We start from the raw sequence: 22,096 nt of genomic DNA on the forward strand, positions 1-22,096 counted from the left end.
GGATGCCTGGCGTTTAGCCCAGGATAGTCATCCAGGATTCAACAGTGTCCGAGCCGTACTGATCTTTCCACGCTTTCAGGATCTTGTGATTGCCACCCTTGGTTTCGATGGTTTCGCCATTGTGCGGGTTCTTGTACTGCTTTACCTTGCGGGCGCGCTTGGTCGGGCTAGAGGTCTTTGCGCTCTTGGTTTGAGCAGAACCCTTGTTATCCGGATCAAGGATGGCGACTACTTGCTTGGGCGTCTTGCCATGCTGCTCCATCAAGGCACGAAGCTTTTCTTCGAACTCGATCTCTTTCTTCAGCTTGTCGTCGTTGGATAGTGACTTGAGGCGCTCGGAAAGTTCACGAATTGTTTCTTCGAGCTGACGATATTCTTGAAGCATTGACATAAGTTTTACCTTAATTGCGGTAGAAGATGTAATTGACGGGGAAATAGTAAGTTAAGAACTCTGATCACACAACAAGTTGATGGTGGCAATATGTAAATAATCACGTTTCGCCGTGCAATCTGTCTCAGCGCTGGCTGCAATTGAAAAGCGCAGCGGGTAGAATGCTCCCCTTTTAGCCTCAGCTTCTGTCAGCAGTACTGGAGATCATCGAATGCGTACTTTTCGTCTGGTTATCGCTTGCCCCGATCGGGTAGGAATTGTCGCAAAAGTCAGTAATGTTCTGGCGACTTACAATGGCTGGATAACCGAAGCCAACCATCATTCGGATAATCTCTCCAACTGGTTCTTCATGCGCCACGAGATTCGTGCCGATTCGCTTCCCTTTGATGTTGAAGGTCTGCGCACTGTCTTCGCTCCAATCGCCGCAGAGTATTCGATGGATTGGCGGGTAAGTGATTCTGCACAGCGCAAGAAAGTCGTGTTAATGGCGAGCCGGGAATCGCACTGCCTGTTCGATTTGCTGCATCGTTGGCATAGTGGCGAACTTGATTGCGAGATAACCAGCGTTATCTCCAATCACAATGATCTGCGCAGCATGGTCGAGTGGCACGGCATTCCTTTCCACCATGTTCCGGTGAATCCAGAGCATAAGGCAGAGGCATTCGCTGAAGTCACCCGCTTAATAGATGACCAGAAAGCCGATTGTATTGTGCTGGCGCGCTATATGCAGATCCTGCCGCCGGAGCTGTGTAGCCGGTACGCCAACAAGGTGATCAATATCCACCACAGTTTTCTTCCCTCTTTTGTCGGTGCACGTCCTTATCACCAGGCAGCGCAGCGTGGCGTGAAACTGATCGGAGCAACCTGCCACTATGTGACCGAAGAACTCGATGCTGGCCCGATCATCGAACAGGACGTCGTACGCATCAGTCATCGTTTGAACGCCGAAGATATGGTTCGCTTGGGGAAGGACGTCGAAAAGATGGTACTTTCTCGAGGTTTGCGCTATCACTTGGAGGATAGGGTGCTGGTCCATGATAACAAGACGGTCGTTTTCAACTAAGGTGAGTCTTCGCCTTGGCTAGCCCGTCTAGTCCAGTCCACTGTCAGCGAAGGAAGATGCCATGCTAAAAATCGTCAAAGTTCGAGATTACATGTCCACTGATCTGATCTGTCTGTCTCCAGATACGGATCTGGCCAAGGCAATTGAAACGCTGTTGTTCCACAAGATTTCAGGTGCGCCTGTTGTGGATGCGCAAAGGCGTCTGGTTGGTATGTTGTCCGAGGGCGATTGTCTGAAGGGCATTCTTACCGGCAGCTATTTCGACGAAGAGAGCGGGGCGGTGGAGTCTGTCATGTCACAGGCCGATACCATCAATGCCGACGAGGACATCGTCAAAGCCGCCGAGTATTTCATCCGCCAGGGCAGACGTCGTCTTCCGGTACTCGATGATGGGGTGCTGGTTGGGCAAATCAGTCGGCGCGACGTGTTGCGTGCGGTCCAGCACTTCAATGATCACGGCTCGCCCAAATGAGCGACCCCATAGCGCAAGCTGATGTCGAGGATGAAACCGATCCCCTGGCGCGTGGTGCGGCGGCCTTGCCGCCCACGATCGGGGAGGGCTGTCTGGCGCGTTTTGACCCGGACAGCCTGAACGAGGAGTCAGGAACTGATTTCTCTGCTGCTGTGGGATTGCGCATCGAGCCAGATGAGCCGTCGGACCCTGCCTGAATTGGCTTGTAAGGTCGATCAGATGCTGCGCTTCACTACCTGATCATCACTGAATCGAAACAAAAAAGCCGCGCCTGAAAGGGCGCGGCTTTGTACTTCAGGTGCTGCTATCAGGCAGTTTCTGCCTCGGCATGCGCCTTGGCGACCAGCGCTGCGGCCGGCGCCGGAGTGCGGATCAAGTGATCGAAGGCACCCAGTGCAGCGGTCGAACCTGCGCCCATGGCGATGATGATCTGCTTGAAGGGGACAGTGGTGACGTCACCTGCGGCAAATACACCCGGCATGGAGGTCGCACCGCGGGCATCGATCTCGATCTCGCCGTGCTTGCTCAGCTTCAGATCGCTGCCCTTGAGCCACTCGGTGTTCGGCACCAGACCAATCTGCACGAAAATACCCGCCACATCGACCTGCTTGCTTTCGCCGCTGGTGCGGTCGGTATAGGTCAGACCGACCACTTTCTTGCCATCGCCACGTACGTCAGTGGTCTGAGCGTTCATGATGATTTCGACATTGCCCATCGAGCGTGCCTTGCGCTGCAAGACGTCGTCTGCGCGCAGCGTATCGCCGAATTCCAGCACAGTGACGTGCTCGACGATGCCCGCCAGATCGATAGCTGCCTCGATGCCCGAGTTACCGCCACCGATAACCGCGACGCGCTTGCCCTTGAACAACGGGCCGTCACAGTGTGGGCAGTACGCTACGCCCTTGCCACGGTATTCGTGCTCGCCGGGTACGTTCATTTCTCTCCAGCGTGCACCAGTTGCCAGGATAACTGAGCGACTGGACAGGGTGGCGCCGCTTTCCAGCGTCACTTCTACCAGCTCGCCACTGGTCAGCTTGGCGGCCTGCTGTTCGGTCATCACGTCAACATCGTAATCCTTGACGTGCTGTTCCAGGCTGGCGACCAGCTTGGGGCCTTCGGTATAGGAAACCGAGATAAAGTTCTCGATCCCGACCGTGTCCATCACCTGCCCACCGAAACGCTCTGCCACCAGACCGGTGCGGATGCCTTTACGGGCGGCATAAATGGCTGCCGCGGCGCCAGCCGGACCACCGCCGACAATCAGCACGTCGTAGGGCGCTTTCTCGTTCAGCTCAGCGGCCTTGCGGTGTGCAGCGCCGCTATCGACCTTGTTGACGATTTCGGCGAGGGTCATGCGGCCCTGGCCAAAGTGCTGGCCGTTCAGGTAGACCGAAGGAACGGCCATGACCTGGCGCTCTTCCACTTCATCCTGGTACAGGGCGCCGTCGATCATCACGTGGGTGATGTTTGGATTCAGCGTGGCCATCAGGTTCAGCGCCTGCACCACGTCGGGGCAGTTCTGGCACGACAATGAGATGTAAGTCTCGAAGTGGAACTCGCCTTGCAGATTGCGAACCTGCTCGAGCAATGCAGGATCAGCCTTGGACGGATGACCACCGGCTTGCAGCAGCGCCAGAATCAATGAGGTGAACTCGTGGCCCATGGGGATGCCGGCGAAGCGAACGCGAGGCTCTTGCCCGGCTGGCGCAATGGCCATGCTCGGGGAGCGCTTGTCGCTGGCTTCAGTCATGCTGATCTTGCTGGAGAGCCCGGCGATTTCAGTCGCGAGCTCCTTCAATTCTTTAGCCTTGGGGCTGTCATTGACGGACACGCTGATTTCTATCGGGTTAACGATATTTTGCAGATACGTGTCCAATTGCTGCTTCAGATTCGCGTCCAACATATGCGTGTCCTTTGTCAAATTGGTAAATTCAGGGCGTAAAAAACCCGGCCCGCCAACCGGATGCATGGTGCATGGCGGCGGGCCGGGTAGATGGCAGTACTTAGATCTTACCTACCAGGTCCAGCGAAGGAGCCAGAGTAGCGCCGCCTTCTTCCCACTTGGCCGGGCAGACTTCGCCTGGGTGGGCAGCAACGTACTGGGCAGCCTTGACCTTGCGCAGCAGGTCGGCAGCGTTACGGCCGATGCCTTCTGCAGTCACTTCAACGGCCTGGATGATGCCTTCAGGATCGATGATGAAGGTACCGCGGTCAGCCAGACCCATTTCTTCGCGCATGTTGTCGAAGTTGCGGGTGATGGTGCCAGTCGGGTCACCGATCATGGTGTACTGGATCTTGCCGATGGTCTCGGAGCTGTCGTGCCACGCTTTGTGAGTGAAGTGGGTGTCTGTCGAAACAGAGTAGATCTCAACGCCCATCTTCTGGAACTCGTCGTAATGGTCAGCAACGTCACCCAGCTCGGTCGGGCAAACGAAGGTGAAGTCAGCGGGGTAGAAGAAGAATACAGCCCACTTGCCCTTCAGGTTCTCTTCGGTTACTTCGATGAATTCGCCCTTCTTGAATGCCTGGGCCTTGAACGGTTTGATTTGCGTGTTGATAACGGACATGTATAACTCCTCAATGAGTCGGGTTGGTTAGAAGACATGGCTAATGATAGGGGCCTGCACCGGATGTTTGAAATTGATTTCGCCTAACCGGTAAATAGCTTTTGCCTATCTAAATCGCCTGATTGATAAACCAGCTAATATAATGGCTGCCCTGCCGGGATGAAATCAACCCCTGGCCAGAGGCAGCTGCTTGGGCTACCTGGGAGCATAGGGTATATGGGTGTCAGTTGCGTGAATATCAAGGGCAGCGGGCGTGTATGGTGGGAATGATGAGCTGGACATGATCGGGCGCTGCGCAGGTGAAAGGACGCGCAGAACGTGACGGGAACAAGCCCAGCCTGAGGGTCTCCAAGAAGTAGCGGGTCACATCACACATGAGCGTAGCGGCGCGGTTCTGGCTGCGGTGGGGAATGAAATATGACAGACACACAGATGCTGGACGGGCTGGGCCGGCGCATTGAGTATTTGCGGATGTCGGTCACTGACCGCTGCGATTTTCGCTGTGTGTACTGCATGGCCGAAGATATGACCTTTCTGCCGCGCCAGCAGATTCTCACCCTTGAAGAACAGCTGCGCCTCGCCCGCCTGTTTGTCAGCCAGGGCGTGGGCAAGATTCGGCTTACCGGCGGCGAGCCAGTGGTGCGCAAGGGGATCGTCGGGCTGTGTGAACAGATCGCCGCACTGCCGGGACTGCGGGAACTGGTGATGACCACCAACGGCTCGCAGCTGGTCAGCATGGCCGAGCCGCTTGCCCGCGCCGGTGTCAAGCGGTTGAATATCAGTCTCGATAGTCTGGATAAAGAGAAGTTTCACGCCATCACCCGCACCGGGCAATTGCACAAGGTGCTGGACGGCATCGAAGCAGCGCGGGCGGCCGGCTTTGAACGTCTGAAATTGAACACGGTGGTGATGAAGGGGCGCAACGCCGACGAGGTCCCGGCACTGGTCGATTATGCGCTGCAGCGCGGTATGGATATTACCTTCATCGAAGAGATGCCGTTGGGCGATGTGGGACGGTCCCGTAGCGAAGCCTTTTGCGCCAGTGATGAAGTGCGTGGAATGATCGAACAGCGTTACGGCTTGATCGACAGTGCCGAGACCAGCGGCGGGCCAGCGCGGTATGCGCGGGTCGAAGGGCACCCGGAAAGCCGGATAGGCTTCATTTCACCCCACTCAAACAACTTCTGCGCCACCTGCAATCGGGTACGCATGACCGTGGAAGGGCGGTTGTTGCTCTGTCTGGGACATGAAAACTCGATCGATCTGCGCGCCCTGGTGCGCCGATACCCCGAATCGGACGAACCGGTACTGCGTGCGATCAGCAATGCGCTCAAGCACAAGCCTGAGAAGCATGAGTTTGATGTGAACGAGGTCCAGCTGGTGCGTTTCATGAACGCAACGGGGGGCTAAGGGTCGCCGGTTGATACGGCGCCAGAGGCGTTGCGCTGGTGCAACGCTGGACCGCAACCGGTGAATACTCCAGCAAAAGGCCGCTCCCTCGGCCCATCAGTTACTGCCATCAATTACTGTTACCAGTTCTTGTACTCGGTCTCGTAGCCTGGACCGCAGAATTCACAGCTCGGATCGACAAACATACTGCGGCGCTCAGTTTCGCCAGCCAGATGCCAGCGCAGCCAGGCCACGATCATCGGCAGGCCGTCGCGGGCTGCGCTGGTGTGACTGGAATCGTCGATGACGGTGAACCACACGGGAACGCGCGTGGCCGCGTAGTCTCGCTCGCAATTTGGTGTAGCCAGCGTGTCGTCCTCACCACAGATATAGGCAGCAGGTTTGCGCAGGTTGCTTGAGCCTCGGCCGTCGAAGGAGCCACCCGCCACGTGGATGGTGGTGGTCAGGCGTGGATCATCGCCGATGGCGAAGGTGCCCACCGAACCGCGCGAGTGGCCACCGGCAGCAATCCGCCCGGTATCGAGCATCTCGTGATAAGCACTGCGTGAGCTTTGGTTCTGCTCGATCAACCAGTCCATGGCATCAGTCATTTCATCGCCCGAGCTGCTCGACACTTCGGAATACACAACGAAACCGTGTGAAGCGATACGGCGCAAGTGATCCTCATAGCTGCTCGGAGTCGAGCCCGCGCCAGGGCCCCAGATGAAGATTGGATGCTGTACGCCGTTCTCGCCAAGCGTGGCCGGCCGCGCTACCCAGCCCTGATGTGAGGGGCCGGTGTTCTTGTCGATGGTGACGCGATACGGGCCGTCAGTCTTTACGCTGGACACAGGCGGTAGCGGAGTGCCGGTCGAGGGTGGTGGGTCAGTCGGATCCGTTGGATCAGTCGGCGGGTTGGTCGGCGGGTTGAAAGCCGCGGCATGCAATGGCAACAAGCCAATGCACAAGCCGATCATCAGGGCTCTTTTCATTGCGATTCGTACGGACATTGATGTCCTCCTCATTTGATAAAAAATGCGATCGGGATGGCCATGCCTCGGAGCGCTGTAGCGGCGACCTGGCTTGCTTTGCCGGGCACCCGCAGGGCGGTTCAGCGACGGGAAATGCCAACATCGCCGAGATCTCGGGCATTAACCCGAGAGGGCGACCCGCTAACTATAGATGTGTCAGAATGAGTTATTTGTTAAATATGTGTAGTTGTGAATCGAATCAATATTATGATCGATTATGGGCCATATTGAGTCACAACAGAACGCTGCGTGTGAACTTCTCCGCTTGAAGGGGATGAGGGTTCAGGAGGTGTTTGGCAGCAGTTCAATCGAGCAGCGAAACCGCCTTGATCAGTGCGTAGATCAGGGTGCCGGTCGTCAGCTCGAGTTCCTGACAGGACCATTGGCTTATTTCGGACAGCAGCAGCTGCCCGTCAGCGAGACGGCCCTCGACAACCACTCGCCCCTCACAGGCCGGGCGGATGGCCTGAATACGCATCGGCAGATGATTGAGGATGCTGATCCGTGTCGGTGGATCCAGCGCCAGGCTGACATCCCGGGCGCGGATGCGCAGTCTGGCGCGGGGCATGGTGCCCCTTGAATAAGGCAATCGCAGTGTCAGTGATCCGCTTTGGAAGCAGGCCAGGCCGGCGTTGTCGGTCGCATGGAGTTCACCATGCAGAACCGTTGCCGGGCCCTCGTCATGGAATAGCGGAGAGTCCGGCCGGGCGAGGGCCTGTTCAAGCGTTTCGACGGCGTCGATTTGTCCGTCTCGCATGAACGCCACATGATCGGCCAAGCGCTCGATCTCACCGGCCGCATGACTTACGTACACCACCGGCACGCCAAAGTTGCTGGCCAGACGCTCGATATAGGGAAGGATGTCACGCTTGCTGGGTGCATCAAGAGCGGAAAGCGGCTCGTCCAGCAGCAACAGCTGCGGACTGCTGAGCAAGGCCCGCCCGAGCGCAATGCGCTGGCGCTCGCCGCCGGACAACTGGTCTATCTTGCGCTGTAGTAGCGGCTCCAGACCCAGTTGCTCGATGGCTGTATCCGGTTCCAGCCGGCGCAGGTGCTTCGGCGTGCGCTGGTAGCCATAAAGCAAATTGTCGCGCACGCCGAGATGCGGCAGTAGCGAGGCTTCCTGAAACACCAGGCCGATGCGTCGGCGCTCCAGCGGCAGGAAATGCCGGCCGCTTTGCCAGATGTCATCCCCAAAGCGGACCTCGGCATTGGCGCAGCGCTCGATCCCGGCGATGATCCGCAGCAGACTGGTTTTGCCGCATCCGGAACGACCGAATACCGCTGTCACGCCCTGGGTCGGCAGGGCGGTGTTCACCTCCAGGGTGAAATTCGGGTACTGCACGCTGGCGCTAACCTTCAGCGTCACGGTTGCACCACCGGGGGTCTACGACCGTTTGCCAGATACACCACAAAGAGCACAGCGAAGGCAGCGCCAATCAACAACAGGGATAACCGGTGCGCCGCAGCGTAATTCATGGCTTCGGCGTGGGAAAAAATCGTGGTCGACAGCACGTGGGTTTCCCCCGGAATACTGCCGCCAATCATCAGAATGACGCCGAACTCACCCAGGGTGTGGGCAAAGGTGAGGGTTGCGGCGATCACAAAGCCATTTCGAGCCAGCGGCAGCGTGATGCTGCAAAAGCGGTCCAGCGGACCGGCTCCGAGGGAGGCCGCCACCTCCAGTGGTCGTCGGCCGGCCTGGCGAAACGCCTGCTGCAATGGCTGAACCGTGAACGGCAGGGAATAGATAACCGAGCCGATCAGAATGCCGGTAAAGGTAAATGCCAGATGGTCGAGACCCAGCCGCTGCAGCGTGCCGCCAATCCACCCCTGCGGCCCAAGCGCCAATAACAGATAGAAGCCCAGCACCGTCGGCGGTAGCACCAGCGGTAAAGCCACCAATGCCTGAACCACAGAGCGTAGCCGACTGTTTCCCGCAGCCAGCCATAGCGCGATCGGTGTACCAATAACCAACAGGATCAGCGTGGTAAACAGGCAGAGTCGCAGGGTCACGCCGATGGCGGTCCAGTCTTCCGGGCTGAGAGTCAGCATGGTGGCGGCATAGGTCGAGGGGCATTCATCGGGTCATGATAGCCGCTCGGCTTAGGGCGCGGGTAGCTCAAGACTTTCAGGCGGAGCGGCAAAGCCGTATGTCTGCAGGATGGTCTGGGCTTTCGGAGCGAGGATGAACTGCGCCAGTCGCTGCGCGCTGCTGTTGTCGCGAGCGCGACGCGTCACCACCAGCGCCTGCAACAGGGGGGCATGCAGGCTGTCATCGATCAGCCGGTAATGCCCCTGACGCTGCATGCCTGGATGCAAGGCGAGGGACAGCGCGATGATCGCTGCCTCCGCAGCCCCGGATTCTGCCATCTGCGCGGTACTGGAAATATTCTCCCCATAAACCAGATGCGGTTCGATTGCGGCCCACGCCCCGGCAGCCTGCAAGGCTTCGCGGGCTCTGGCACCGTAGGGTGCATGCGAGGGTCGTGCAATCGCCAGGCGTCTGGGCGGTTTTACCGCCAGCCCCTCCAGGCCGGCTTCGACCCGTTGCCGATCGCGGCTCCACAACACGATCCGACCTATCGCATAGGGCTGCGGCGGCCCGGCCGTGAAGCCCTCCCGGTGCAGCGCCAGCGCATACTCGGCATCGGCTGACATATACAGGTCAAAGGGCGCGCCTTGACGGATCTGTGTAGCGAAGCGGCCTGATGAGCCGTAGATCACGCGCACCGGTTCCTGCGGATACTGGGCATCCCATTCGTGAATGATCTCATCCAGGGCGAAACGCAAATCTGATGCGGCGACCAAAGTAAGGGGTTCTTCAGCCGTGACCACAAGCGGGCAGACCAGACTCCAGGCCAGCGCCATTCGGCACCATAGGCGGGAAAATGTCATGTCGGCTGCCCGATGTGTGCGGAGCCATCGGATAGTGTGTCGGCATGGCAATCGGGGGTGGGCACATCAGATTCCTTTTTTTCGGAAGTCGTCTCGGGGGAGGCTCGTTATGGGGATCATGCCAGAGCCTGGCTGGCAAGACGATCCGGGGCGCATGCAATGGCCCGGGCCATTCCCCGGAACGCGTGATTGCACCTCAAATTCACTACCAGATTGCGGTATCCTGACGCTTTGCCCGTTGACGGACCTGACATGACCTACCTCGCGCTCAAGACGCTGCATCTGCTTGCCGCCGCCATCTTCATTGGCAGCCTGTTCTTTCAGATATTTGTACTGTGGCCAGCCAGCAAACGACTGCCTGCGCAAAGCCTCAGTGAGCTTGATCAGTCCGTACGCCGGCGGTTCATGCTGGTTATTCACCTGGTGGCGCTGGTGCTCTACGGTGCAGGGTTTGGACTGCTGACCAATTACTGGAAGCACCTGCAGACGCCGTTCTCCAGCAACTTCTCGATGCTGCTCAGCCTCAAGCTGGTTCTCGCCACGTCGATCATTGTGCATTACCTGGTGCTGGCGGCGACTCGCCGACGCGCTCCGGTCGGCCCGGCGGGTATGCGCTGGATCAATGTCAGCCTGCTGTTGCACGCTGCGCTGATTGTCGTCTGCGCCAAGGCGATGTTCATGCTCTGACCGGCGGTATGGGGAAAATGGGACTGTGTTGATATGCGTCAACATGACGCCCCGGCCCAGCGTTTAACCTGCACGACATCAGCATTCGTAGCCGGAGAACGCCATGTTCAACCCCATTCGCTGGGACGCGGAGCTCATTCGCCGTTATGACAAGGCAGGCCCACGCTATACCTCGTACCCCACAGCACTGCAGTTCCACGAAGACACCTCACCGCTGGTGCTGGAGTACGCCCTGGCCGCCAGCAAGGCAGCCCGTCGGGATCTTTCCCTGTACCTGCACGTGCCGTTCTGCGCGAACATCTGTTACTACTGTGCCTGCAACAAGGTCATTACCAAGGATCGCAGCCGCTCCCAGCCCTACCTGCACGCGCTTCATCGCGAAATTGAGTTGGTCAGCCGGTCTGTCGGCAGGAATCAGATAGTCGAGCAGCTGCATCTCGGCGGGGGCACGCCTACCTTTTTCAGCCATGCGGAGCTGCGCGGCTTGATGGCCAAACTCCGCTCGCACTTCACCCTGCATGATGACGACACCGGTGACTACAGCATCGAGATCGATCCCCGCGAAGCAGACTGGTCGACGATCGGCCTGCTGCGTGAGCTGGGTTTCAACCGGCTCAGCCTCGGCGTTCAGGATCTCGACCCGGATGTGCAGCGCGCGGTCAACCGACTGCAGAGCCTTGAGCAGACTCAGGCGGTGATGGATGCGGGACGCACCCTGGCCTACCGGTCGATCAATATTGATCTGATCTACGGCTTGCCGAAACAGACGCCGGACAGCTTTGCCAGAACCCTCGAGACCATTATCGAACTCAGGCCGGATCGGTTGTCGGTGTTCAATTACGCCCATCTGCCCGATCGTTTTGCACCCCAGCGGCGTATCAACGAGACGGATCTGCCATCAGCGGAAGCCAGACTGGCGATGCTTGAGGGCAGCGTGCAGCAGCTCACAAGCGCGGGTTATCGCTATATCGGCATGGACCACTTCGCTCTGCCGGACGACAGCCTCACTAACGCCCAGGAAACCGGGCGGTTGCAGCGCAATTTCCAGGGGTATACGACCCATGGCCACTGTGACCTGATTGGTCTTGGCGTATCGGCGATCAGCCAGATTGGTGACCTGTATAGCCAGAACGACAGCGATATCCAGGGCTATCAGAGCAGTCTCGCCAGGGGCGAGCTCGCTACGCGGCGCGGGCTTGTCTGCAATGCAGATGACCGGCTGCGCCGCGCGGTAATTTCCCAGCTTATCTGCCATTTCGAACTTAAATTCGCGGATATCGAGCGGTGTTTCGACATCGTGTTTCGTCAGTACTTTGCCGATTGCTGGCCGGTGCTTGAGCAGATGCACCGGGATCGACTGGTGTGTCTGGAGCAGGGCAGCCTGACCGTACTGCCGGCGGGCAGACTGCTGGTGCGTTCGATCTGCATGGTCTTTGACGCCTATCAGGCGTCGGCTGAGATGCCCAGATACTCGCGGGTTATTTAAGCCTCAGACACAACAAGTGTTTCTGGCGGCAGAGGTGAGTTCTTACCGATGTCGCCAGGTCGGCTGGCGCTTTTCAACGAACGCCTGCATGCCTTCCTTCTGGTCTTCAGTGGCGAAGCTGGCATGGATCAGCCGACGCTCGAACTGAATACCCTCGGCCAGTGTGGTCTCGAAGGCCCGATTCACCGCCTCCTTGTTGAGCATGGCCGCCATCCCGGAATTGGCGCTGATCGCAGTCGCGGCGCTTAACGCTTCCTCAAGCAGCTTGTCGGTCGGCACGATGCGGCTGACCAGTCCACTGCGCTCGGCTTCCTGGGCGTCCATGGTGCGCCCGGTCAGGCACATATCCATTGCTTTTGCCTTGCCCACTGCCCGGGCCAATCGCTGCGTCCCGCCGGCACCCGGCAGCGTGCCGACCTTGACCTCAGGTTGTCCGAAACGGGCATTGTCGGCAGCGATAATGAAATCGCACATCATCGCCAGCTCACATCCTCCCCCTAGCGCCAACCCTGCAACGGCCGCGATGACCGGTTTGCGGCAATGCGCAGCCTGTTCCCAATTGGCGGTTACGAAGTTGCTCAGGTAGGCGTCGGAAAACGACATGCTACGGATTTCCGATATGTCCGCACCGGCGGCGAAGGCTTTTTCGCTACCGGTGATGACCATGGCGCGGATGCCTGAGTCCTGCTCGAAGGCACGTAAAGCGTCCCCCAACTCATCCATCAAGGCATTGTTCAGCGCGTTAAATACGGCCGGCCGGTGCAGCCGGATCAGGCCGATCGCGTCGTGGGTTTCCACCAGAATGTTGCTGTAACTCATCTGTTTTCCTTTTTGTTTGAGTGGACAGGCGCGCGCTACGCGAGCGGTGGCGGGCTTGACAGCTTCGAGTTTAGGCACGAAAAAATATAAAGACAACATGTTGACATATAACTCGGGCGGTCTTAATGTTTTGAGCAACAGGCAGCACTCATCAGGTGTCGTGGCCTGATCCAATAAGAACCAAACGTCTCTCGGGAGATAGTGATGAAAATAACAACAGCTGGTTTTGCTGAACGTCGTGCAGAAATGGTCAGTCTCGGTGCTTGGAATGACAGGATCATTACTGATTACCTTGATGAAATCGTATCCGAGACACCTGATTCATTGGCCGTAGTTGGCTATCGTGTGGCGAGTGACGAGCGCAAGGAGCTTACCTATGGCCAGCTCGATAGCATCGTCACCCGTATGGCTGCCGGTCTGGCGGCGCTCGGCGTAGGGAAGGGCGAAGTGGTGTCCTGTCAGTTGCCTAACTGGTGGGAAATGATTGCACTGAACCTGGCCTGTGTACGCATTGGCGCAGTGCTCAATCCTTTGATGCCGATCTTCCGCGAGCGCGAGCTGCGCTTCATGCTGGCCCACGCCGAAACACGCGTATTAGTCGTGCCGCAATCCTTTCGCAACTTTAACTACGCGGAAATGGTTGCCAACATTCGCGCCGACCTGCCAAACCTCAAGCAGGTGCTGGTGATTGGCGGCCAGGGTGACGACAGCTTCGAGAAAGTGCTGCTGGAGCGTGCCTGGGAAGAGGACACCGACACCGCGGCGCTGTTCGCTGAGCGCAAGCCGTCGGCAGACGATGTCATCCAGCTGCTGTTTACCTCCGGCACGACCGGTGAGCCCAAGGGCGTTCTGCATACCTCCAATACCCTGTTCAGCAATGTGCGGCCCTATGCCGAGCGCCTGCATCTGAAGGCGGACGACGTGATCATGATGTCCTCGCCAATGGCCCACCAGACCGGCTTTCTGTATGGCGTGCTGATGCCTGTCTACCTCAAGGCGCGCGTGGTGCTGCAGGATATCTGGGATGCGAGAGCCTTTGGCCGCATCGCTTCGGCCGAGAAGCCCACCTTTACCATGGCCTCGACGCCGTTCCTGGCTGATCTGATCGACACCGCTCCGACGGCTACCGGCAATCTCGATTCTCTACGCATCTTCGTTTCCGCCGGCGCGCCCATTCCCGGCGCGCTGGTCGAGCGTGCCGCTGGCGTGCTGCCGGCCAAGATTATTTCCGCCTGGGGCATGACCGAGAACGGCGCCGTGACCATGACCCGTCCGGAGGATGACGCATCACGTTCGAGCACTACCGATGGCGTGGCGCTGCCCTTCATGGAGGTCAAGGTTGAAAACGACCAGCACGAGCAGCTGGGCGCAGGGCAGGAAGGCAACCTTCTGGTCCGCGGCGCAAGCCTGTTCGTCGGTTACCTCAAGCGTCCCGAGCTGTACAGCGTGGACGCCGAAGGCTGGTTCGCCACCGGTGACCTGGCGACCATCGATGCTGACGGCTACATCCGCATCACCGGCCGCACCAAGGACGTGATCATCCGCGGCGGCGAGAACATTCCGGTGGTCGAGATCGAGAACCTGCTTTACAAGCACCCCGGCATTTCCGCGGTCGCCCTGGTCGGTTGTCCGGATCAACGCCTTGGCGAGCGGATGTGCGCCTACGTCACCCTGCATAACGGCTATACCGACCTCACGCTCGACGAAGTGGCGGCCTTCCTTTCCAAGCAGGGCGTATCGCGCAATTACCTGCCGGAGTATCTGGAGGTATTGCAGGAACTGCCCCGCACACCATCCGGGAAAATCCAGAAATTCAAGCTGCGCGACATGGCGCAGAACGTTCAAATCGCACCGGCCAAACGCGCCTGAGCACCCAAATCAAACTGCAGAGAGGTTCGTCATGAAAGGTCTTAACGGAAAAACAGTCATCATCACCGGCGGCGGTGGCGGTATCGGTCGGGCAGTCTGTGCTCGCTTTGGCGAGGAAGGGTGCAATGTCGCAGTGCTTGATCGCGACCAGGCAGCCGCCCAGGCCACTGTAGATCTGATCACTGAGAACGGCGGCAAGGCCAAGGCCTACGCAGCGGATATCACCGATTACGCCGCGATCGAAACCACCGTTGCGGCCATCGAAGCGGACTTCGGTGTGCCGACTGTGCTGGTCAATAACGCTGGTTTTGATCGCTTCATGCCGTTCCTCAAGACCGAGCCGCAGATGTGGGAGCAGCTCATCGCCATCAACCTGACCGGCGCGCTGAATATGCACCACGTGGTGCTGCCGAAAATGCTCGAGGCGGGCGGCGGCAAGGTCGTCAATATTGCCTCCGACGCAGCGCGCGTGGGCTCTTCCGGTGAGGCAGTCTACGCCGCCTGCAAGGCGGGTCTGGTGGGTCTGAGCAAAACCCTGGCGCGCGAGCTGGCCACCAAGAACGTCACCGTGAACGTGGTGTGCCCCGGCCCGACGGATACCGCGCTGCTTAAAGGTGTGGCGGACACCGCGAACAACCCCGAGAAGCTGCTCGAAGCATTCAAGAACGCTGTACCAATGCGCCGTCTCGGTCAGCCCGAAGACTTCCCCGGCATCATTGCTTTGCTGTCCAGCGACGATGCGAATTTCATTACAGGCCAGGTGATCAGTGTATCCGGCGGCCTGACCATGGCCGGCTAACAGGAGAAAAACAACATGAACTACGAAGATATCCTCTACGAAGAAAAAGACGGCGTCGCGACCATTACGCTTAACCGCCCCGAGCGCTACAACGCCTTCCGCGGCCAGACCTGCATGGAGCTACTGGACGCTTTCAATCGCGCTGGCTGGAACAAGAGCGTCGGCGTCATCGTGCTCACCGGTGCCGGCGACAAGGCTTTCTGTACCGGTGGTGATCAGGGAGCGCACGACGGTCAGTACGACGGTCGCGGCATTATCGGTCTGCCGGTGGAAGAGCTGCAGACACTGATCCGCCAGGTGCCCAAGCCGGTCATCGCACGGGTTAACGGCTTCGCGATCGGCGGTGGCCATGTGCTGCACGTGGTATGCGATCTGACCATCGCCTCGGATAATGCCATCTTCGGCCAGGCAGGTCCCAAGGTGGGCTCGGTGGATCCGGGCTTCGGTACCGCCTATCTGTCCCGCGTGATTGGTGAAAAGCGCGCCCGGGAAATCTGGTACCTGTGCCGCAAGTACACCGCTCAGCAAGCCATGGAGTGGGGCCTGGTCAACGCCGTTGTGCCGCAGTCCGAGCTCGACGCCGAAGTGCAGAAATGGTGTGACGAGATCCTTGAGAAGAGCCCGACAGCCCTGTCCATCGCCAAGCGCTCGTTCAATGCCGATAGCGAGAACATCGCCGGTATCGGTGCCCTGGGTATGCAGGCGCTGAGTCTGTACTACGACACTGACGAGTCGAAGGAGGGCGGCAAGGCGTTCCTCGAGAAGCGCAAGCCTGACTTCCGCAAATTCTATAAATAACAGCGAGATGCCGGCGGTTCACCGCCGGCAAATATCCAGAGTCTGTTGACCTTTCGCCGCGTTTCGCGGTGAAAGGTCAACAGAGCCTGGCAGCCGGGTTTGGAGAGACGATATGAACTTTGCATTCAATGACGAACAGAACGCTATCCGGGAAAGCGTTGCGCGCTTCAGCGCCGAAGTGCTTGCCCCAGGCTATCGCCGGCGCGACAAGGAAGGCCGGATCGAACGCGAAACCATCCAGCAGATGGGTGAAATGGGTTTTCTGGGCGGTGAGTTGCCATCGGAATTCGGCGGCAGCGATCTGGACTGCATGACCAGCGGTATCATCATCGAGGAGATTTCCAAAGGGGATTTCAACGTCGGCTACATCCCTCTGCTAGCGTCACTGAATGGCCAGATTATCGCCAGCCACGCTTCGCCGGACCTGGCGCGTGAGTGGTTGGGTGAAATTACCGCCGGCCGCAAGGTGGTCTGTATTGCGCTGACCGAGCCGCATGGTGGGTCTGACGCTGCCAATCTGCGGCTCAAGGCAGAGCGGCGCGGTGATGCCTTTGTGCTCAACGGTGAAAAGACCTCCATTTCCATGGCCGATCAGGCTGACGTGGCGGTTGTGTTTGCCCGTACCGGCACAGTCGAGCAGCGCGCCAGTGGCATCAGCGCGTTCCTGGTGCCGATGAATCTGCCGGGTATTACCACGACGCGGTTTGAGGACGCAGGTCAGCGTGCTATTGGCCGCGGTTCGATCTTCTTTGATAATGTCGAAGTGCCGGCGGCGAATATGCTCGGCGATGAAGGCAAAGGTTTCAAGCAGGTGATGCAGGGCTTCGATTACAGCCGCGCCTTGATCGGGCTGCAGTGTCTGGCTCTGGCGCAGGTCTCGCTGGACGAAAGCTGGCAATGGCTGACCGAACGCCAGGCCTTTGGTCAGCCGTTGGCCGGCTTCCAGGGATTAACGCACCCGCTGGCCGAATACCAGACGTTCGTGCATGCTGCGAGATTGCAATGTTTTAATGCATTGTGGCTGAAAGATAACGGGCTGCCGCACAGTACCGAAGCGGCAATGAATAAATGGTGGGGGCCAAAGTTATCCTTTGATGTGATCAATCAGTGCCTGCTGGCGCACGGTCATACCGGTTACGGTGAAGACCTGCCCTTTGGTCAGCGTCTGCGCGACGTGCAGGGCTTGCAGATCGGCGATGGCACGGCACAGATCATGAAGAACATCATCGCCCGTGAAATACTGAAAAAATGAAGCTCCGCCGCTGCGGTATGCGGAGCTGACCGAATTGACCGTATACCGGGGGAAGGGAGTTCTATGAAACACGATGAACGAGACGGAGTAGCGAACAGGCTGTTTTTCCGCCTGTTCCAGACGGGGAATACTCTGCAGCGTCAGGTTCAGAACGAAATGGGCATCAGTACCGTGCAATGGGCGGTGCTCGGCGCGCTCTCGCGGCAAGGCTACGAGGAAGGCATTTCATTCAACAAGTTGACAGAATATCTCGTGGTCAGCCGGCAGAGCCTGGACGGTGTACTCAAGCGCATGGAGCGCGACAACCATGTGCTACGCATACCCCATCCCGATGACGGGCGGGCCCGCCTGGTAGTGATGACCGAGCAGGGTCGTCTGTACTGGGAACAGCTGCAGGAACGGATCTATGAGTTTTACGCGCAGGGCCTGAAAAGCCTGCCTTTCGACGATTCTGTGAGCCTTTTGCATTACCTGAATCGGGTTCAGACAGACCTGGCGGAAGTCTCGCTTGAAAGTACCCGACCAGAGGTCAAAAAGCTGGCAAAAGAGGAGTAATCCCGCGGCTGTTATGGCACTTGAGCACTGAAATATTTCCCTTCTGACCGGCCTTTCTCGTCGGTCTTTTTTTGCCTGAAATTAAATTAAAGTAATGATGTTGACATTAATCAATGCCCATCATAATCTGGATTTACGTTCCGGGTCGGCCTGTGTCGCGGCGCTCGGTTCCTGGTTTCAGGGCTCGAGTAATGACGTTGGCAGATTCATTGCCAGTGCATGCGAGTCGACTGTCTACGGCCACATCTCCTGGTCGTAGTGCTCGGTTGAATAAAAACAACTATCACCCAGCAAGCAGAGAGTTAATCAGAAATGAGCGACCTCATACTCGAGACCAAGGGTCTCACCAAGGTATTCAATGGCTTCACCGCCGTCGACCATGTCGATCTCCAGGTGGAGAAAGGCCACATCCATGCGTTGATCGGGCCTAATGGTGCCGGCAAGACCACCTTCTTCAACCTGTTGACCAAGTTTCTGGTCCCGACCTCCGGCACCATTCTGTATGAAGGTCGCGAGATCACCTCGCTCAAATCTAATCAGATCGCCCGTCAGGGTCTGGTGCGTTCATTCCAGATTTCTGCCGTATTCGCCCACATGACCGTGCTGGAAAATGTGCGGGTCGCTTTGCAGCGGGTCGAAGGCAATTCCTTTCATTTCTGGGTGCCTGAATCCCGTCTGGACAAGCTGAACGACCGGGCCATGGCCTTGCTTGAAGAGGTCGGGCTGAAAAGCTACGCCACCACCTTGGCCGTGGAGTTGCCCTATGGTCGCAAACGCGCGCTCGAACTGGCCACGACCCTGGCGCTCGAACCGACGGTGATGCTGCTGGATGAGCCGACGCAGGGCATGGGCGCGGAGGATGTGGATGCGGTGGTCGAACTGATCCGCCGTGCGGCGGTGGGGCGGACCATCCTCATGGTCGAGCATAACCTCAGCGTCGTGAGCCGTCTGTGCGACCGCCTTACCGTGCTGGCGCGCGGCGCAGTGCTGGCCGAAGGCGATTACGCAACCGTGTCGGCCAATCCGCTGGTGCGCGAAGCCTATATGGGCAAAGAAACAGAGGAGGAGTGCGCATGAGTCGTCCTGATGCACAACTGCTGATCAGCAATCTGCATGCCTTCTACGGTGAGTCGCATATTCTGCACGGCATTAATCTGGAGGTTAATCGCGGCGAGCTGGTGACGCTGCTCGGGCGCAACGGCTCAGGCCGCAGCACCACACTGAAAGCCATCATGAATATGGTCGATCGGCGTACCGGCTCGATCATGATCGATGGGCGCGAAACCCTGAATGTCGCCCCGCATCGGATTGCCCGTCTGGGCGTCGGTTTCTGCCCGGAGGAGCGGGGCATCTTCGCCAGTCTGTCGGTAGAGGAAAACCTCCTGCTGCCGCCCACCGTGGCCAGTGGAGGGATGTCGCTGGATGAACTCTTCGAGATGTTTCCCAACCTGTATGAACGGCGCAAGAGCCAGGGGACGCGCCTGTCCGGCGGTGAACAGCAGATGCTCGCCATGGCCCGCATTCTGCGCACCGGCGCCAAGCTGCTGTTGCTGGACGAGATTACCGAAGGTCTGGCGCCAGTGATTGTCGAGCGTCTGGGCGAGGTGCTGATGGAGCTCAAGCGCCGCGGTATGACCATCGTCCTGGTTGAACAGAACTTCCGCTTTGCCGCGCCCCTGGCTGATCGACATTACCTGATAGAGCACGGCCAGGTGATCGATAGCTTCAGCGCAGCAGAGCTTGCAGGAAAACGAGATCAACTGAACGCCATGCTCGGCGTTTAAAACCGCACCATCCATGTATAAAAACAATAGCTCCCCATGTTGGAGCAATGGAGAATCACATGTCAGCAACTCAATCCCTCCGGGCTTCACGTCTGGCTAAAGCGGTCGCTATCGGTCTGTTTGCCGGTCTGGCAGCAACCACGGCCCAGGCCAATATCAGCGATAACGAAGTACGCATCGGTTATCTGGACGATCTGAGCGGTCCCTACAGCGATCTCGCCGGCCCGGGTGGCTACGAGGCGATTCGCATGGCGGTCGAAGACTTCGACAACAAGGTCGGTGATAAGAAGATCGTGCTGTTTCAGGCTGATCACAAAAACAACGCGGACCTGGGCGCCAACACGGCCCGGGAGTGGATCGATCGGCGCGGCGTGGATTTGATTGCCGGTCTGAATGCTTCTCCCGTCGCTATTGCAGTAAGCCGACTGGTCGAAGAGAAAAACCGCTTTGCCATCGTTTCCACCGCGGCGGCGGCCAGTCTGACTAACGAATACTGCACGCCCAACCATATTCACTATGTCTACGACACCTATTCAGTATCGAACGGTGCGGCCAAGGCGATCGTCGCCAATGGCGGCAAGACCTGGTATCTGCTGAGCGCCGACTACGCCTTCGGTCATGCCATGGAGGAGCAGGTATCCAAAGCCGTCGCGGAAAATGGCGGGCAGGTTCTGGGCAAGGCGCGGCATCCGTTCCCCACCAGCGATTTCTCGTCCTACGTACTGCAGGCTCAAGCCTCCGGCGCGCAGATCGTGGGTCTGGCCAGTGCGGGCTCCGACCTGGTCAATGCCATTTCCACCGCCCAGCAGTTCGGTCTGATGGACGCCGGTCAGACGATGGCCAGCCTTATGGTGTTTATCACTGATATCAAATCCATCGGCCTGCAAACCGCACAGGGCACGCAGTTTGTGTCCGGCTGGTACTGGGACATGAACGACGAATCCCGTGCCTGGGCAAAGCGATACCACGAGCGCACCGGCAACATGCCAACCATGGTGCAGGCCGGTATGTACTCCAGTACTACGCAATACCTCAAGGCAGTAGAAGCCACCGGGTCGGATGATCCCAAGGCCGTGCGTGAGCACATGATCAAGACCCCGATCAATGACATGTTTGCCAAAGACGGGCGTGTTCGCGAGGACGGTCGCATGGTTCACGACATGTATCTGATGCAGGTAAAAGCCCCGGCCGATTCGACCTCCGAATGGGATCTGTTCGAGACCAAAAGCGTGATTCCAGGTGACGAAGCCTTCCTGCCGCTCTCCGAGAGCAAGTGCAAGCTCGTCAATAACTGATCTGCCGGGCCGGGCCTTGAGCCCGGCTCCCCCGAGGGGAGAGGACTGACAATGACAACAATACTCGGTGTGCCTTTGGTTGCGTTGTTCGGCCAGCTGCTGCTGGGCCTGATCAATGGCGCTTTCTACGCGCTGTTGAGTCTGGGCCTGGCGGTCATCTTTGGTCTGCTGCGCATCATCAACTTTGCGCACGGCGCTCAGTACATGCTCGGTGCCTTCGGCGCCCTGCTGTTTCTGCAATATCTGAACATCGATTACTGGGTGGCGCTAGCGCTGGTGCCGCTGACGGTTGGTGCCATCGGGATACTTATCGAGCGCTTTCTGCTGCGCCGTATTGCCCACCTTGATCATCTCTATGGCCTCTTGCTGACCTTCGGGCTGGCGATGATCATCGAGGGCAGCTTCGTCAACTTCTTCGGGGTGTCCGGTGCCAACTATCCGATTCCTGAAGCGCTGCAGGGCGGGTTCAAGCTGGACTTCATGTTCCTGCCGACCTACCGCGCCTGGGTGCTGGTGGCGGGTCTGGGCATGTGTCTGTTCACCTGGTTCATGATCGAAAAGACCCGGCTGGGTGCCTACCTGCGTGCCGGAACGGAGAAGCCGCAGCTGATGCAGGCATTCGGCGTCAACATGCCGCTGCTTACCACGCTTACCTACGGTTTCGGTGTAGCCCTGGCCGGGTTTGCCGGGGTACTCGCCGCGCCTATCTATTCAGTCTCGCCGGCAATGGGCTCGAACTTGCTGATCGTGGTGTTTGCCGTGGTGGTTATCGGCGGAATGGGCTCGATCATGGGTGCCATTCTCACTGGCCTGGCGATGGGGGTGATTGAGGGGCTGACCAAGGTGTTCTGGCCGGAGTCGGCCAGTACGGTGATCTTTTTCGTGATGGTTCTGGTTCTGCTGGTCCGTCCCAACGGCTTGTTCGGCAAAGAGGTTTAAAC

23 protein-coding genes are annotated in these 22,096 nt (G+C 58.4%); 15 read left to right on the forward strand and 8 right to left on the reverse strand.

Annotated features, from left to right (window positions below; genetic code table 11):
• Positions 1-13: 13 nt before the first annotated feature.
• Positions 14-391: a histone-like nucleoid-structuring protein MvaT gene (mvaT, locus tag FHK95_RS16815; protein WP_150305794.1), complete on the reverse strand. Its 378-nt coding sequence runs from the start codon at positions 389-391 to the stop codon at positions 14-16.
• Positions 392-602: 211 nt separating this feature from the next.
• Here mvaT and purU point away from each other — a divergent pair, with 211 nt between their 5' ends.
• The 3 genes from purU (at position 603) to FHK95_RS16830 (ending at position 2,123) form a co-directional block, all read left to right on the forward strand.
• The gene (gene purU / locus FHK95_RS16820; RefSeq protein WP_150305795.1) at positions 603-1,454 is read left to right on the forward strand and encodes a formyltetrahydrofolate deformylase; all 852 of its coding nucleotides are present in this window, start codon (positions 603-605) and stop codon (positions 1,452-1,454) included.
• 61 nt (positions 1,455-1,515) lie between these two features.
• Positions 1,516-1,926, forward strand: a complete 411-nt coding sequence (locus tag FHK95_RS16825) for a CBS domain-containing protein (protein WP_150305796.1) — start codon at positions 1,516-1,518, stop codon at positions 1,924-1,926.
• Positions 1,923-2,123, forward strand: a complete 201-nt coding sequence (locus tag FHK95_RS16830) for a hypothetical protein (RefSeq protein ID WP_150305797.1) — start codon at positions 1,923-1,925, stop codon at positions 2,121-2,123. Before FHK95_RS16825 ends, FHK95_RS16830 begins: the two co-directional genes overlap by 4 nt.
• Positions 2,124-2,233: 110 nt before the next feature.
• On the opposite strand, the gene ahpF is transcribed toward FHK95_RS16830, so the two are convergent.
• Together ahpF and ahpC are read right to left on the reverse strand one after the other, a co-directional pair.
• Positions 2,234-3,829 (reverse strand): alkyl hydroperoxide reductase subunit F, encoded by a 1,596-nt coding sequence (ahpF, locus tag FHK95_RS16835; protein WP_150305798.1) that lies wholly within the window; start codon positions 3,827-3,829, stop codon positions 2,234-2,236.
• Positions 3,830-3,929: 100 nt separating this feature from the next.
• A complete protein-coding gene (gene ahpC / locus FHK95_RS16840; protein ID WP_150305799.1) occupies positions 3,930-4,493 on the reverse strand; it encodes an alkyl hydroperoxide reductase subunit C in 564 nt (187 codons plus the stop codon).
• A gap of 417 nt (positions 4,494-4,910) precedes the next feature.
• Between ahpC and moaA the strand changes: the two genes are divergently transcribed.
• Complete coding sequence (gene moaA, locus FHK95_RS16845; RefSeq protein WP_150305800.1) at positions 4,911-5,903, forward strand: GTP 3',8-cyclase MoaA; 993 nt, start codon at positions 4,911-4,913, stop codon at positions 5,901-5,903.
• Positions 5,904-6,022: 119 nt separating this feature from the next.
• On the opposite strand, the gene FHK95_RS16850 is transcribed toward moaA, so the two are convergent.
• From FHK95_RS16850 to modA, 4 genes are all read right to left on the reverse strand, one after another.
• Complete coding sequence (locus FHK95_RS16850; protein ID WP_150305801.1) at positions 6,023-6,892, reverse strand: poly(ethylene terephthalate) hydrolase family protein; 870 nt, start codon at positions 6,890-6,892, stop codon at positions 6,023-6,025.
• A gap of 325 nt (positions 6,893-7,217) precedes the next feature.
• Positions 7,218-8,282 (reverse strand): molybdenum ABC transporter ATP-binding protein, encoded by a 1,065-nt coding sequence (gene modC / locus FHK95_RS16855; protein ID WP_206668607.1) that lies wholly within the window; start codon positions 8,280-8,282, stop codon positions 7,218-7,220.
• Positions 8,279-8,965 (reverse strand): molybdate ABC transporter permease subunit, encoded by a 687-nt coding sequence (gene modB, locus FHK95_RS16860; RefSeq protein WP_206668610.1) that lies wholly within the window; start codon positions 8,963-8,965, stop codon positions 8,279-8,281. The genes modC and modB overlap by 4 nt, the downstream gene beginning before the upstream one ends.
• A gap of 54 nt (positions 8,966-9,019) precedes the next feature.
• On the reverse strand, positions 9,020-9,811 hold the full coding sequence (gene modA / locus FHK95_RS16865; protein ID WP_206668608.1) for a molybdate ABC transporter substrate-binding protein: 792 nt from the start codon (positions 9,809-9,811) through the stop codon (positions 9,020-9,022).
• Positions 9,812-10,063: 252 nt separating this feature from the next.
• Between modA and FHK95_RS16870 the strand changes: the two genes are divergently transcribed.
• Both FHK95_RS16870 and hemN read left to right on the forward strand, forming a co-directional pair.
• Entirely contained in the window at positions 10,064-10,498 is a 435-nt protein-coding gene (locus FHK95_RS16870) for a hypothetical protein (protein WP_150305803.1), read from the forward strand.
• Between the two features lie 103 nt (positions 10,499-10,601).
• Entirely contained in the window at positions 10,602-11,984 is a 1,383-nt protein-coding gene (hemN, locus tag FHK95_RS16875; protein WP_150305804.1) for an oxygen-independent coproporphyrinogen III oxidase, read from the forward strand.
• 42 nt (positions 11,985-12,026) lie between these two features.
• Here the strand turns inward: hemN and FHK95_RS16880 are convergent, their stop codons facing one another.
• The gene (locus tag FHK95_RS16880) at positions 12,027-12,803 is read right to left on the reverse strand and encodes an enoyl-CoA hydratase (RefSeq protein WP_150305805.1); all 777 of its coding nucleotides are present in this window, start codon (positions 12,801-12,803) and stop codon (positions 12,027-12,029) included.
• Between the two features lie 204 nt (positions 12,804-13,007).
• On the opposite strand from FHK95_RS16880, the gene FHK95_RS16885 reads away from it, so the two are divergent.
• The 9 genes from FHK95_RS16885 to FHK95_RS16925 all read left to right on the forward strand — a co-directional run bounded on the left by FHK95_RS16885 (position 13,008) and on the right by FHK95_RS16925 (position 22,094).
• The gene (locus FHK95_RS16885) at positions 13,008-14,672 is read left to right on the forward strand and encodes a cyclohexanecarboxylate-CoA ligase (RefSeq protein WP_150305806.1); all 1,665 of its coding nucleotides are present in this window, start codon (positions 13,008-13,010) and stop codon (positions 14,670-14,672) included.
• A 31-nt stretch (positions 14,673-14,703) separates the two neighbouring features.
• Positions 14,704-15,471, forward strand: a complete 768-nt coding sequence (locus FHK95_RS16890) for an SDR family NAD(P)-dependent oxidoreductase (protein ID WP_150305807.1) — start codon at positions 14,704-14,706, stop codon at positions 15,469-15,471.
• 15 nt (positions 15,472-15,486) lie between these two features.
• On the forward strand, positions 15,487-16,269 hold the full coding sequence (locus FHK95_RS16895) for an enoyl-CoA hydratase-related protein (protein WP_150305808.1): 783 nt from the start codon (positions 15,487-15,489) through the stop codon (positions 16,267-16,269).
• Between the two features lie 112 nt (positions 16,270-16,381).
• The gene (gene aliB, locus FHK95_RS16900) at positions 16,382-17,521 is read left to right on the forward strand and encodes a cyclohexanecarboxyl-CoA dehydrogenase (protein WP_150305809.1); all 1,140 of its coding nucleotides are present in this window, start codon (positions 16,382-16,384) and stop codon (positions 17,519-17,521) included.
• Positions 17,522-17,584: 63 nt separating this feature from the next.
• Positions 17,585-18,076 carry a MarR family winged helix-turn-helix transcriptional regulator gene (locus FHK95_RS16905; protein WP_150305810.1) on the forward strand — a complete coding sequence of 164 codons (492 nt, stop codon included), beginning with the start codon at positions 17,585-17,587 and terminating at the stop codon, positions 18,074-18,076.
• Positions 18,077-18,388: 312 nt separating this feature from the next.
• Positions 18,389-19,153 carry an ABC transporter ATP-binding protein gene (locus FHK95_RS16910; protein ID WP_150305811.1) on the forward strand — a complete coding sequence of 255 codons (765 nt, stop codon included), beginning with the start codon at positions 18,389-18,391 and terminating at the stop codon, positions 19,151-19,153.
• A complete protein-coding gene (locus FHK95_RS16915) occupies positions 19,150-19,860 on the forward strand; it encodes an ABC transporter ATP-binding protein (protein WP_150305812.1) in 711 nt (236 codons plus the stop codon). Before FHK95_RS16910 ends, FHK95_RS16915 begins: the two co-directional genes overlap by 4 nt.
• 59 nt (positions 19,861-19,919) lie before the next feature.
• Complete coding sequence (locus FHK95_RS16920; RefSeq protein WP_150305813.1) at positions 19,920-21,155, forward strand: ABC transporter substrate-binding protein; 1,236 nt, start codon at positions 19,920-19,922, stop codon at positions 21,153-21,155.
• 51 nt (positions 21,156-21,206) lie between these two features.
• Positions 21,207-22,094, forward strand: coding sequence for a branched-chain amino acid ABC transporter permease (locus FHK95_RS16925; protein ID WP_150305814.1), 888 nt, complete (start codon positions 21,207-21,209; stop codon positions 22,092-22,094).
• Positions 22,095-22,096 lie beyond the last annotated feature (2 nt).

It is taken from the genome of Pseudomonas saliphila, from assembly GCF_008638345.1.
GTDB lineage: Bacteria > Pseudomonadota > Gammaproteobacteria > Pseudomonadales > Pseudomonadaceae > Halopseudomonas > Halopseudomonas saliphila.

What these genes read in the sequence shown, in the direction of transcription:
- mvaT (WP_150305794.1), bottom strand. Translation starts at nt 391, where the DNA reads ATGTCAATGCTTCAAGAATATCGTCAGCTCGAAGAAACAATTCGTGAA.
- purU (WP_150305795.1), top strand. Translation starts at nt 603, where the DNA reads ATGCGTACTTTTCGTCTGGTTATCGCTTGCCCCGATCGGGTAGGAATT.
- FHK95_RS16825 (WP_150305796.1), top strand. Translation starts at nt 1,516, where the DNA reads ATGCTAAAAATCGTCAAAGTTCGAGATTACATGTCCACTGATCTGATC.
- FHK95_RS16830 (WP_150305797.1), top strand. Translation starts at nt 1,923, where the DNA reads ATGAGCGACCCCATAGCGCAAGCTGATGTCGAGGATGAAACCGATCCC.
- ahpF (WP_150305798.1), bottom strand. Translation starts at nt 3,829, where the DNA reads ATGTTGGACGCGAATCTGAAGCAGCAATTGGACACGTATCTGCAAAAT.
- ahpC (WP_150305799.1), bottom strand. Translation starts at nt 4,493, where the DNA reads ATGTCCGTTATCAACACGCAAATCAAACCGTTCAAGGCCCAGGCATTC.
- moaA (WP_150305800.1), top strand. Translation starts at nt 4,911, where the DNA reads ATGACAGACACACAGATGCTGGACGGGCTGGGCCGGCGCATTGAGTAT.
- FHK95_RS16850 (WP_150305801.1), bottom strand. Translation starts at nt 6,892, where the DNA reads ATGTCCGTACGAATCGCAATGAAAAGAGCCCTGATGATCGGCTTGTGC.
- modA (WP_206668608.1), bottom strand. Translation starts at nt 9,811, where the DNA reads ATGACATTTTCCCGCCTATGGTGCCGAATGGCGCTGGCCTGGAGTCTG.
- FHK95_RS16870 (WP_150305803.1), top strand. Translation starts at nt 10,064, where the DNA reads ATGACCTACCTCGCGCTCAAGACGCTGCATCTGCTTGCCGCCGCCATC.
- hemN (WP_150305804.1), top strand. Translation starts at nt 10,602, where the DNA reads ATGTTCAACCCCATTCGCTGGGACGCGGAGCTCATTCGCCGTTATGAC.
- FHK95_RS16880 (WP_150305805.1), bottom strand. Translation starts at nt 12,803, where the DNA reads ATGAGTTACAGCAACATTCTGGTGGAAACCCACGACGCGATCGGCCTG.
- FHK95_RS16885 (WP_150305806.1), top strand. Translation starts at nt 13,008, where the DNA reads ATGAAAATAACAACAGCTGGTTTTGCTGAACGTCGTGCAGAAATGGTC.
- FHK95_RS16890 (WP_150305807.1), top strand. Translation starts at nt 14,704, where the DNA reads ATGAAAGGTCTTAACGGAAAAACAGTCATCATCACCGGCGGCGGTGGC.
- FHK95_RS16895 (WP_150305808.1), top strand. Translation starts at nt 15,487, where the DNA reads ATGAACTACGAAGATATCCTCTACGAAGAAAAAGACGGCGTCGCGACC.
- aliB (WP_150305809.1), top strand. Translation starts at nt 16,382, where the DNA reads ATGAACTTTGCATTCAATGACGAACAGAACGCTATCCGGGAAAGCGTT.
- FHK95_RS16905 (WP_150305810.1), top strand. Translation starts at nt 17,585, where the DNA reads ATGAAACACGATGAACGAGACGGAGTAGCGAACAGGCTGTTTTTCCGC.
- FHK95_RS16910 (WP_150305811.1), top strand. Translation starts at nt 18,389, where the DNA reads ATGAGCGACCTCATACTCGAGACCAAGGGTCTCACCAAGGTATTCAAT.
- FHK95_RS16915 (WP_150305812.1), top strand. Translation starts at nt 19,150, where the DNA reads ATGAGTCGTCCTGATGCACAACTGCTGATCAGCAATCTGCATGCCTTC.
- FHK95_RS16920 (WP_150305813.1), top strand. Translation starts at nt 19,920, where the DNA reads ATGTCAGCAACTCAATCCCTCCGGGCTTCACGTCTGGCTAAAGCGGTC.
- FHK95_RS16925 (WP_150305814.1), top strand. Translation starts at nt 21,207, where the DNA reads ATGACAACAATACTCGGTGTGCCTTTGGTTGCGTTGTTCGGCCAGCTG.